General features: G+C 39.6%; 6 protein-coding genes and 2 pseudogenes. All 8 read left to right on the top strand.

Features of this window, described 5'->3' with window-relative positions; genetic code table 11:
* The first annotated feature begins 29 nt into the window (after positions 1 to 29).
* The 8 genes and pseudogenes from DXA05_RS09120 to DXA05_RS09095 all read left to right on the top strand — a co-directional run bounded on the left by DXA05_RS09120 (position 30) and on the right by DXA05_RS09095 (position 12,682).
* Positions 30 to 1,445: a RagB/SusD family nutrient uptake outer membrane protein gene (locus DXA05_RS09120; protein ID WP_004324639.1), complete on the top strand. Its 1,416-nt coding sequence runs from the start codon at positions 30 to 32 to the stop codon at positions 1,443 to 1,445.
* 13 nt (positions 1,446 to 1,458) lie between these two features.
* On the top strand, positions 1,459 to 1,914 hold the full coding sequence (locus DXA05_RS09115) for a hypothetical protein (protein WP_004304925.1): 456 nt from the start codon (positions 1,459 to 1,461) through the stop codon (positions 1,912 to 1,914).
* Between the two features lie 12 nt (positions 1,915 to 1,926).
* Positions 1,927 to 2,256, top strand: a complete 330-nt coding sequence (locus tag DXA05_RS27320; protein ID WP_284515486.1) for an insulinase family protein — start codon at positions 1,927 to 1,929, stop codon at positions 2,254 to 2,256.
* Between the two features lie 26 nt (positions 2,257 to 2,282).
* Positions 2,283 to 2,423, top strand: a pseudogene (locus DXA05_RS27315) (hypothetical protein); the annotation flags it as partial.
* Positions 2,424 to 2,501: 78 nt separating this feature from the next.
* On the top strand, positions 2,502 to 4,727 hold the full coding sequence (locus DXA05_RS09110) for an insulinase family protein (protein WP_284515496.1): 2,226 nt from the start codon (positions 2,502 to 2,504) through the stop codon (positions 4,725 to 4,727).
* 48 nt (positions 4,728 to 4,775) lie between these two features.
* The gene (locus DXA05_RS09105; protein ID WP_225450265.1) at positions 4,776 to 6,278 is read left to right on the top strand and encodes a hypothetical protein; all 1,503 of its coding nucleotides are present in this window, start codon (positions 4,776 to 4,778) and stop codon (positions 6,276 to 6,278) included.
* A 100-nt stretch (positions 6,279 to 6,378) separates the two neighbouring features.
* Positions 6,379 to 7,902 (top strand): calcineurin-like phosphoesterase C-terminal domain-containing protein, encoded by a 1,524-nt coding sequence (locus DXA05_RS09100; RefSeq protein WP_004304922.1) that lies wholly within the window; start codon positions 6,379 to 6,381, stop codon positions 7,900 to 7,902.
* Positions 7,903 to 8,171: 269 nt separating this feature from the next.
* Positions 8,172 to 12,682 (top strand): annotated as a pseudogene (locus DXA05_RS09095) (translocation/assembly module TamB domain-containing protein).
* Position 12,683 lies beyond the last annotated feature (1 nt).

Raw genomic sequence — 12,683 nt, 5'->3', positions numbered from 1 at the left:
GGATTATAATTAAATAGGTTTAAGATAACATGAAAAAAAGAATATATCTACTAGTCGGTGCTTTATGCATCATTATGCAATTGGTTAGCAGTTGTACCAATTTTTTAGAAGTTGAAGAAAAAGGAAAAACAACAATCCCTTCATTCCTTTCAGATCCTGACGGACTTAATGCAGGGCTGGTTGGCGCATATAATAAGATGTATGCTTATTATGACAATGAGTTTACAAAATATCCGGATGTTGCCGGAAATATGTTGTCAATGAAGTATGTCTCTGCAGGAGCAGATATGCTTGATCAGTATAATTTTACTTCTGATGCTTTACAAGAGACAGGAGCTGTAGGGTATATTTGGCGTAAAATATATGAAGCCTTGGCAAATGTGAATAATGTAATTCAATATCAGCCTCAGGTGATTTCAGCTTATCCGAATGCAAAGGATATGTGTCAACGTATTCTCGGAGAAGCTTTATTCTTGAGGGCATTGTGCCATTTCGATTTATGTAGGGTATATGCACAACCTTATAATTACACGTCAGATGCTTCACATTTAGGAGTTCCTATTCTATTAAAAACTCCAGGTCCCGATGATAATGTTTCCAGGGAGAGTGTTAAGAAAGTATATTTACAAATTTTAGCAGATTTGGAACGAGCTGCCGATTGTTTCAGGGGCATTGAATCAAGTGGAATATATTATGCTTCTTTACAAGCGGTCAACGCATTATATTCGAGAGTCTATTTGTATATGGAAGATTGGAATAACGCCCTGAAGTATGCAAAACTGGCAATTGGGACAGGGAAACTGTCTCAAGGAGATACCTATTTAAATATGTACCAGGATCTTTCTACTACGGGAGAAGCTATCTTTCGATTGAATGGAATAGATCAATCAGGAAAATTAAAGGCTTTTTATGATGCTTCCTGTGTTCCTGCAGATACATTATTTACGTTGTTCGATGAAGGGGATATCCGTCTTGGCTTACTTAGAAATAAAGATGGAATAGCTTATTGTTCCAAATATTATTCTCTAAAACAGCCAGATAATCAAGTGAATAGGGATGATCCATTTGTTTTCCGTCTTTCCGAAATGTATATGAATGCTGCTGAAGCAGCTTGGCATCTGAAAGATTATACAGCTGCTTCCGGATATCTTAAATCTATTTTGGAGCGTGCTGTAGATACAGACTATGCAGTCAATACACTTAGTCAATATTCAGACGCAAAACTGATACAACTGATAGAGAAGGAACGTGTAAAGGAACTCTGTTTTGAGGGACATAACTTCTTTGACATTATACGCTGGAAGCAGGATCTTAAACGTGAGGAAAATACGAATTCTTCAGTGGAAAAGATCGTTTATCCTAGTGATTATTTTGTATTGCCTATTCCGCAAGTAGAATTGAATGCGAATACAAATATGCAACCCAATCCGACAGTAAACAATTAAAAATAAATCATTTATGAGATCACTATACTTTATATTACTAATAAGCTGCCTTTGGGCATGTACTACTGATGAGAAAGAGCCTTATGATACGCCTTTTATTCATATTATGACAGATAAAGGTGTATCTAAAGTTATTGTCAAGTCGGATGTGAATAACATTAATACTTATAGTGTGTATCTGAGTTCGAAACCTCTGACTGAGAATCTGGAAGTGAACTATCAAGTCATAGTAGGAGATGGTCTGAAATCCGGTGTTGATTTTGAACTGGTAACAAAGGGTAGTACATTAACTTTTCTACCGGGTATTTATGATATGCCCATACGCATCCGATGGATGCCAAATCATTTAGATGAGAACAAAGACAATACAATAACCATTCGTTTGACTGGCAATAATCAAGGACTGACTATGGGGCTTCCAGGTCCCGACGGTTTACAGCGCGAACTGGTGATAGAGAAACAGAATTAATGAAGGAGTAGAATGAAAAAGTTTTTATGGCTGATTTTTATAGGCTTATTGCTAAGCCCTGTTGTATACGGGCAATCATCGGAGTTCTTACAGTATGATAAGAATCTGATTGTAAGAAAACTGGATAATGGATTAACCTATTATATTTACCCGAATACGAATCCCAAAGGGGAAGCCGTTTATCGTTTGTTTGTGAAGGCTGGTTCCGTCATGGAGAAGGAGAATCAACGAGGATTGGCTCATTTCCTAGAACACATGGCATTTAATGGTAGTTATCATTTCCCCTCTGATGGTATGGTTCGTTTCTTAGAGTCGAAAGGAGCCAAATCGGGAAAGATTTAAACGCGCACACCTCGTTTAATGAGACTGTGTATAAATTGCAGTTGCCTTCATCCAATCCTCAAATGGTAGATTCAACATTAACTATCTTAGCTGATTGGGCAGGCGGGCTTTCTATCGATTCAATGCAGGTAGAAAAAGAACGTGGAGTTATACTTTCGGAATGGTTGTCGAAGAGAGATGCCAAACGCGATAGTGATACAGCTTTTCTATTGGAGCTTCTGAATAGTTCGCACTATTCCGAACGAATGACTATTGGTGATACGGCTGTCATTAGAAACTGTAAACGAGAGGATATTCTGGATTATTATCAAACATGGTATCATCCTTCACTAATGGCTGTGGCCGTTGTAGGTGATATAAATCCTGAACAGGTTGAGACGCTTATAAAGGAGAAATTCGGGAAACTATCGTCTCTTGCCTCTCCTATTTGGAAGCAATGCCACATTCCTGTTTATAAAAAGGAAGCGGTAAAGATACTTACCAATGAATCGCTGAAAACAATAGAATTGGATATGATTCAGTTGCTGCCACTTTCAAAACCGGTTCAGACAGCAAAGGATTATAAGGCTTATTTGACCCGAACATTATTGAATCGCCTTTTTAAGATGCGAATGAATGCTTGGGCTTTTGAAAATCCTTCTTATAGGAAAGCCAGTATTCAGTACTCAAGTTTTCTGAATGCAACTGGAGTATTGCTATGTTCGGTAGAACTACTACCTGGGAAAATGGAAAAAGGTATTTCGGAGTTTATTGCACAGCAACAGCAAATCTTTCGTTATGGGTTTACTGAGACAGAAATAGAACGTGCCAAAAAGGTTATTTATAATAACTTGGAGAATAAACTTCAAAATCAGCAAAATCCTGCTTCCGTTGAATTAATGAACGATATTTATGCCGATTTTTATGTAGGAAACAGATTTACCTCATTACAAGAAGAGTATCGATTAGTTCAACGATATTTTCCAGAACTAGACTCTGTTGCTTTGGTTAGGAATTTGGCAAAAGTATATTCACCCCAAAAGATGCATTATCTATTGCGAGCAAATGAAAAAGCTAATAAGGAAGTGAATGGAGATGCGACTTTGATGTCAATTATAAAAGAAGCCAGAAAACAATCTTCGAAACGGTATAATAAATATTTTTCTGTACCGGATGAATTATGCCAATTACCGTCGGGGGGACATATTGTCAGAGAAGAAAATATACCAGAGATAGGAGTTGTGTCTCTTTGGCTAAATAATGGCACGCGCATTATATTTAAGTCTTCAGAACTCGATAAGGGGAAGGTGTTGTTGACTGGTTTTCGGAAAGGAGGGCTTTATTCTTTAGATTCTTTACATTATTATACAGGTCTATTCGCTCCTAGTATTATTTCACTTTCTGGAGCCGGAAATTTTTCAAGGGATGCATTGAACTATTTTCTGGCAGGAAACTCTGCTTCTATGCGTCTACTTGTTGATAAGACACGTACTGGGCTAGCTGGAGTATCGCAGGTAAAGGATATGGAAACAATGTTTCAACTACTCTATACCAAATGGATGTACCCCCAGTTGGATACAGCAATTTGTAAACAAACAATAGAGAAGACAAAAGAAAATTATCGTGTCAAGCAAAAAAGTCCGACGGAGTTTTTTCAGGAAGAACTAATGTGGCTTTTGAACGGACGAAATTACACAAATACAATACTTTCTGATTCTTTAATAACACGATATGTAAAGCAAGAGGATATGCTTCCTCTATTCAATCGTTTTTATGGTGCAGCGAAAGATTACACATTTGTTATTTTGGGAGACTGTACTATACAGGATATAAAGCCGTTAATCACTACATATATCGGTGGATTACCTAAAGGATCGAATGATACGGATTGGTGTTATACAGAACGTAATATACCTTATAAATCCTGTTCATTGATACGTCACACGGGGGATTCTCCTAAAGCATCAGTTTCATTGATTTTCCAGCAAGACAGTTTGTTAGAGGAGTTTAGCTCATTCACATTGAAATCGAATGTGATGAAAGCGATGTTGCGCACTTGTTTACTTAACCGTTTGCGTGAGGAAATGGGAAAAGTCTATAGTGTAAGCGTAGCTTCGAGTGCGGGTTTATATCCTTCTTTCTTATCACGAACGATGATTGGATTTGTCTGCTTGCCAGAGGATGTTGATAGTTTGGTTAATGCTACACAAGAAGAATTACAAAGACTTTATGAATATCCGGAATCATTTGACGGTATATTAACGGATGTTAAACGTAATCTTTTGAAAGATTTTGAATTGGATAAACAAAAAAACTCTTTTTGGACTTCTTGGATTCGCAATTCCATATTCAATCAACAGGAGGATTGGAAATATCTGAATAATTATGCACAAACAGTAAATAGTATAACAGCAAAAGATATTTCTTCTTTTGCAAAATCTTTATTGAGCACTACTCCCATGATAAAAGCTGTGCTTTACCCTAAAAATTAGTAATAATATGATTGTATAACAGGACTCCGGTCCACAAATATTTATGGTATGAATAGAATGAAAGATTTATTTTGGATGGCAGTAATTGTTTTGTTTGCTGCGTTTTCATCTTGTTCGGATGACAAGAATGATGGGACAGATGAAGGAGTTGAAGCTAAGCTGTTAACCTTTGGGTTTTATGCTGAAGATAATTCAAGTATATTATCAGATGATTATATAGCTACCCTATCTTCCACAACAGCTAAGGTTACTATGCCTGCATTTATAGATAAAAGTGCACTTGTCGCTCGCTTTACGACGAACGATGGTAATATCGTCTTGGTAGATGGAGTTACACAAGTTAGTGGTGCTACTGCCAATGATTTTACAGCTCCTGTAGATTACATTGTTAGTAATGGAAAACAGAATGTAAAGTATACGATAACAGTTGCTAAGTCTTCTAATATGGCTTGGGTAAGAATGCCGGACTTTACAGCGACATCAGTTTTCAGTGGATCTGTTTTAAAAATAAACCCGGTGGATCAAGTTCCATATCTTGGTTTTAAACTAAAAGAAGAAGAGAAAATGGCTGTCATAAAACTTGTTGATGGTACAACTTGGACAGCAGTTGGTTCTTTAGAAGGCTTTGGAGGAGAAGTTAGTTTGTCAAATTATGATTTTGATATTGACAAGGATGGAATTCCTTATGTCGTTTATTCTGATAACAGTGCTACCACAGTTGCAGGTGCTGCGTCTTTAATGAAATGGAATGGGACTACCTGGAATTATGTAGGTAATCAAGGATTTGTAAATGCTCAATCTCAGCAATTACATTTAAGAGTATTAGATAATGGAGAGACTATTGTTTCACAAGTGAACAATAGCAACAAAGTTTCTTTTCCGAGGCGAGTGTTAGTTATGTCTATTTATCAGAACAGTTGGGCGAGTAGTGAATTACCACTTTTGGCTTCCGGGACTCCAATCTATAATTGTAATCTTGCTAAGACAGAGCATGCTGCCTATCTGTTGGTGGTTAACCGTGGGGCAGTAGCAGGCGTAAATTATGGTCATTCAGTATATGAATATAAAAATGGAACATGGAGTATTCTATTAAATAACTATGTAGAACCAAATGCTACTCAGACTGGTATTGTTGGATTGGATATTGAAGCAGAAGAAAATGGTACACTTTATATCTTAACAAGTGATGATGCAGTGACATCAGGTGTGTATAACTTGAGACTAAAGAAATATGATCCGGTAACAAAACAATGGTCCACAGTAGGAGGAAATCCATTGCCTTTGGATTTTAAAACCTCAACTTCAACTTCAGTGGCCATATCAATAGCTCCTGATGGTACTCCTTTTGTTGCCTACAGAGATGAACAAGATCAAGATTATCCAAAGGTTATTTATTTGGATAATGAAACTAAGCAATGGTCAGATCCTCATAAATTAGCAGATATTGCTTCTAGTAATTTGAATATAGCTTTCTCCTCCACAGGAGTTGGATATATTTCATTTACAGATGACAATAACCATGCTATAGTTTTTAAATATACAGATAAGTAAACGTTATGCTTTTAATAAAATAATGTAAATGCGAGGAAGGGTATAGATGGTTTTTATCTTAATATATCCTTCCTTGTTTTTATATTAATAAGATGAAAAAATGAAAAAGTTCATGATTATATATATATTCTTCTTATTAGGCAGTTTTGTTTCCACAAAATGTTTGGCTCAAGATGTTGCTTGGATAGAAGGTTGTGTCTATGAAGATGGTAATCAAAATGGGATTCAGGACAAAGGAGAAAAAGGTATTTCGGGAATAGCCATATCTAATGGAGATACTGTTCTACTTGCAGATAAACAGGGACATTTCAGAATCAGACTTTCTAAGGGAAACAGTATCTTCCCGATTCTTCCGAATAATTGGACACTATTGTCTAATCAAATAGTAAATTCAGGATTTTATTATTGGAATAGTCATGGGGATACCGAGACGCAACAAATCAATTTTGGATTGAATAAGAAAAAGGTAAATAAGCATTTCTCAATAAACGCAATAGGAGATGTACAAGTCGGTAATTCTCAGGAGTTGGATTATGCTTCCCGTTCTTTATGGCCAGAACTTTTGCAAGCAGATTCGTCTTCGTTCAATATATTTTTAGGTGATTTAGTGAATAACAATTTAAATTTATTTCCCGCTATCAAACAGATGATGGAACTATTGCCTGTACAATCATGGACAGTTATAGGTAATCACGATCGGGATGCTGATTCTATAAGGATTAATCAAACCTTTTCATATAATACAGCTTTTGGATCAGCGACTTATGCTTTTAACGAAGGAAACGTACATTTTATTGTTCTAAATAATGTCTATGGTAAAGGAACACGTTCTTATGTAGGGAAGATTTCTGATAGTCAATTGCGCTTTGTCTCAAATGATCTGAAACTTGTACCTAAAAATGCTCAGATCGTACTTTGTATGCATATTCCATTAGTACATACTACTAATTCATCCGCATTGATTGAAATATTAGAAGGACGAGGGAATGTTTTAGCTTTGACTGGGCACATGCATCAGGTGGAGAGGAATTTTTTACATGGTCAGGATGTTTGTGTACATGAATTAGTAACAGGGGCTTCTTGTGGTTTCTGGTGGGTGGGAGAAAAGGATTGGGAAGGTATTCCGTCTGCTTTGATGCAATGTGGTACTCCTCGTAATTATTTTGTTTTTGATTTTACAGAGAAAGACTATTCTTTCCGGTATAAGGGCATAGGGATGGATGCTTCCCGACAGATGAATATTTGGATTGCAGGTATTGACTCGACAGATGTTTATATCGATGAATTGAGAAACAAACACCAGGGAGAAATGCTTGTAACTGTTTATGGAGCTTCAGATAGTACAATAGTACGTTGTCGTTTGGATAATGGTGAATGGTTATTATGTGAGAAGAAAGAAGAACTTGATGTGAATGTAGCAAGGGTGAGAAGTTGGAATCAGCTAAAAATATATCCAACTCGTTTCAATCGTAGAAATCCGTTCAGAAGGCAATTTTCTCCTCAAATCTGGGGACTACAATTACCTAAAGAGTGCTGCGAAGGTGTTCATTTGATCGCTGTTGAAGCTTCTGATCAATGGGGATTTAAAGCTAGTGGCGAACGCTGCTTTTATTATCAAAGATAGTATTTTTTAAGGAATTCTGTATATCTGTAAATAGAGCCAATATCTGTCTTATTAGACAATCGGATACATTGGGTAATATGACTAACAAGTAACTTCATCTTTTTTATTATGATATAAATGAAGCAATATAAGTCGCTGCTTTTGGTGAAGTCAGAAAAAACAGAATACTTATATTTCTTTTGTTGCAGAACATTTTGCTCCTGTCGTCAACCTTTTTTCGGAATAATTTGTTTACTTTGTGTCACCTTATTTACACTGACACATTTTACATGAAACGAAAATGGATACGTTGGGTAAGCTGGATACTGCTTACTCCTATAATACTCTTTGTAATACTAATGGTATTGCTTTATGTTCCTCCCGTTCAGAATCTTTTGCGTCGGGAGGTTACTGCATACGCCTCTAAAGTAACCGGCATGCAGATTCAGGTGGAGCGGATAGACCTTCGTTTCCCACTTAATCTGTTGGTACGTGGCGTGGAGGTCATTCAACAGCCGGACACCCTTTTGTCTTTAGAAAGCCTCAATGTCCGTGTACAGGCATGGCCGTTGATAAAAGGAAAAGTTGAAGTGGATGAAGTGACTTTGAGCCGGGTAGCCGTTAATTCAGCCGATTTGATGGAGGGAATGAAGATTAAAGGCGTTTTGGGACGTTTCTTCCTGCAAAGTCATGGCGTCGATCTGTCTAATGAACTAGCGGTAATCAATCAGGTCGAACTATCCGACACTCACATGCAGCTACTGATGAATGATACCACAACTACACCCAAAGATACCACAGCTTCTGCTCCGATCAACTGGAAAGTAGCTCTTCATCAGTTGAAATTGAAAAATGTATCGTTCGGCATGCAACTTCCTGCTGATTCCATGCGTATGACGGCCCATATTGGAGAAGCGGCCATCAATAATGCTCAAGCAGATTTGAAGAATCAATACTACGACTTGAAGAAGTTCTTATTATCGGGAACCTCCGCCAGCTATGATACCGGAACTGCTCAACCGACAGAGGGCTTCGACGCTTCTCATATTGCCGTTCGGGATATTCGCATCGCTCTGGATTCCTTGCTGTATAAAGGGAGGGATATGAACGCAGTCATTCGTGAATTTACCATGAACGAACGCTCCGGATTGAGCGTCACTGCCCTGACGGGTAGAGCCTACTCCAATGATTCTGTTATCTGTGTTCCCAGTTTGAAACTGAACACTCCACATTCTGAAATCGATTTATCTGCACATACCTATTGGGAACTGGTCAACATCCCGACTACGGGCCGCTTATCTGCCCGTCTCAATGCCTATATTGGCAAAGAAGACGTCATGCTATTTGCCGGTGCTCTACCTGAAAGCTTCAAAGAAGCCTATCCATTCCGCCCGCTCGTCATCCGTGCCGGTACGATGGCAATCTGAAAGAAATGCAGATTTCCCGCTTTACAGTAGACCTGCCAGGGGCTTTTGCATTGGAGGGCGGTGGTCTTTTGGAAAACCTCGCCGACAGCCTCACACGCACCGGAACCATCGGTCTGAAAATGACCACTCAAAACCTAAACTTCCTGACCGCTCTGTCGGGAGAAGCCCCTAATGGCACGCTTGTTATTCCTGACAGTATGAATCTGGTGGCGAAAGTGGATATCAAAGGTCCTGAATATAAAGCAAATCTCCGTTTGAAAGAAGGACAAGGAGCTATGGATGTGAATGCGGCCTTAAATACCGCTACCGAAGTCTATAAGGCTGATCTGAAAATAGACAATCTGCAACTTCATAGTTTCCTCCCGAAAGACTCTATCTATGAACTTTCTCTCTCGGCTGCAGCTAATGGTCGTGGATTAGATGTCATGTCCTACCATTCATTTGCCAAATTGAATCTTGCATTAGATCAACTTCATTATGCTAAATACCATCTTTCCGATCTTGATCTGACGGGAGAACTTAAAGGCGCATTGGTCACTGCACATCTGACAAGCGATAATGCTTTATTGAAAATGATAACAGATGCTGAATATAATCTGGCACACAGTTACCCCGACGGTAAAATAACGATTGATGTTACTCAACTGGATTTGCATGAACTGGGAATTATGCCGCAGTCAATGAAGCGTCCGTTGACTTTTAACTTAGTTGCCGAAGCCCGTCGGGATTTAGTTTCGGCACATTTAATCTCCGGTGATATGAAACTCGACTTGAGCGCACGCTCCGGTGTTAATCCTTTAATTCGCCAATCTACTCATTTTGTGGATGTATTGATGAAGCAGATTGATGAGAAAGCATTGAATCACGCTGAATTGCGTAAGGCGTTACCGACGGCAGTTTTCTCTTTCTCTGCAGGGCAAGAAAACCCCTTGGCGTATTTTCTGGCTACTAAAAAGATTGCTTACCATGATGCTTCAGTGAAATTTGGAACGGCTCCTGATTGGGGAATCAATGGAAAAGCCGCTATTCACGCTTTGAAAGTAGACACCTTACAACTAGACACGATTTTCTTTACAGTCAAACAAGATACCACACTCATGAAATTGCGTGCCGGTGTTATTAACGGACCGAAGAATCCGCAATTCTCCTTCTCTACTACACTGACAGGAGAGATTCGTGACCGGGATGCGGAACTGCTGGTAGATTTTAAGAATGGAAAAGGAGAAACGGGCGTACTGCTCGGTGTCAATGCGCGTCCTTTGTTTGAAGGGCAAGGAAAAGGCGATGGATTAGCTTTCACATTAATCCCGGAAGAACCGATTATCGCCTTCCAGAAATTCCATTTTAATGAGAATCACAACTGGATTTATGTGCATAAGAATATGCGTGTATACGCTAATGTAGATATGTGGGACGATGAAGGAATGGGATTCCGTGTACATTCGGTGCGGGGGGACACTGTTTCTTTACAGAATATTGATGTCGAAATCCGAAGAATCAGTTTAGCCGAATTGAGCAAAGTACTGCCTTACTTCCCGGAAATAACCGGTTTATTCTCTGCGGAAGCACACTACGTGCAGACTGAAAAAGATCTTCAACTCTCGGTTGAATCATCTATTGACGAGCTGACTTATGAACGTCAACGAATTGGTGATGTAACATTAGGAGCTACCTGGTTGCCGGGTGAACAAGGGAAACAATATCTTAACGCTTATCTGAATCATGACAAAGTGGAAGTGATGGTGGCGGATGGCAAGCTGGTTCCAACCCGGACAGGAAAAGATAGTCTGGAAGTAAATGCCACTCTGGAGCACTTCCCGCTCCGTGTAGCAAACGTATTCATTCCCGATCAGATGGTTACATTAGCCGGTGATATGGATGGTAATCTGAACATTACCGGTAGCACCGAACAACCTTTGATTAATGGCGAACTGATATTGGATAGTGTTACTGTCCTTTCCCGGCAGTATGGTGCTAACTTCCGGTTCGATAACCGCCCGGTGCAGATAAAGAATAATCGTTTGGAATTTGATAAATTCGCTATTTATACAACAGGAAAAACTCCGTTTACGATTGACGGATCTGTTGATTTCAGAGATATGTCCCGGCCGATGGCAAATCTGAATCTGCTGGCGCAGAACTATACGCTTCTGGATGCCAAACGTACCCGTGAAAGTCTGGTTTACGGAAAAGTATATGCTGATTTCCGGGCAACGGTGAAAGGTCCGTTAGACGGATTGAATATGCGTGGAAACATGAGCTTGTTGGGCAATACAGATGTTTCTTATATATTGACCGATTCACCGTTGACTGTGCAGGACCGTTTGGGAAGTTTGGTAACCTTTACTTCATTTAGTGACACCACGACGGTTGTTCAGCAAGAAGTGCCGACCGTTTCTTTAGGCGGGCTGGATATGGTGATGATGGTACACATCGACCCGTCCGTTCGTTTGAAAGTCGATTTGGACGCAAGCAATGACAATCGTGTTGAACTGGAGGGAGGAGGTGACCTCTCAATGAAATATACTCCGCAAGGTGATCTGACATTGACCGGACGCTATACGTTGAGCGGTGGTTTGATGAAATATGCTTTGCCTGTCATCGCTGCCAAAGAATTTGCTATCGACAACGGCAGCTATGTGGAATGGACGGGAAATCCTATGGACCCGATGCTGAACTTCAAAGCAACCGACCGTATCCGCGCTTCTGTCTCCGAAGGAGAGAATGGCGGAACACGTATGGTTAATTTCGATGTGTCTATCGTCGTCAAGAACCGACTGGATAATCTTTCTTTCGCCTTTGACGTATCTGCCCCCGAAGACGCAACCATACAAAATGAATTGACGGCTATGGGCGCGGAAGAGAGAGGTAAACAGGCTCTATATATCATGGTTATGAAAACCTACCTTGGCACCGGACCGATTGGTGGCGGAGGTGGTGGACTGGGTAAACTGAATATGGGTTCTGCATTGAACTCCGTATTAAGTAGCCAAATCAACTCATTGATGGGAAACCTGAAAAATGCCAGTGTTTCTGTCGGTATCGAAGACCACGATCTGTCGGATACGGGTGGTAAGCGTACGGATTACAGTTTCCGTTATTCACAACGTCTCTTCAATAACCGTTTCCAGATTGTAATCGGAGGTAAAGTTTCTACGGGTGAGAATGCGACGAATGACGCGGAATCTTTCATCGATAACATCTCTCTGGAATATCGCTTGGATAGAACCGGAACCCGTTATGTCCGTCTGTTCTACGATAAAAACTACGAGAGTGTACTCGAAGGCGAGATTACGGAAACCGGAGTCGGTCTGGTACTTCGCAAGAAGCTGGATAAACTTAGCGAACTGTTCATCTTTAAGAAAAAGAAGTAAA

The sequence above is a fragment of the Bacteroides sp. AM54-2NS genome (genome assembly GCF_003602935.1).
Classification (GTDB): domain Bacteria; phylum Bacteroidota; class Bacteroidia; order Bacteroidales; family Bacteroidaceae; genus Bacteroides; species Bacteroides xylanisolvens.
The sequence above is the reverse complement of the archived record's forward strand: the minus strand, read 5'-3'. Positions and strand labels throughout refer to the sequence as shown.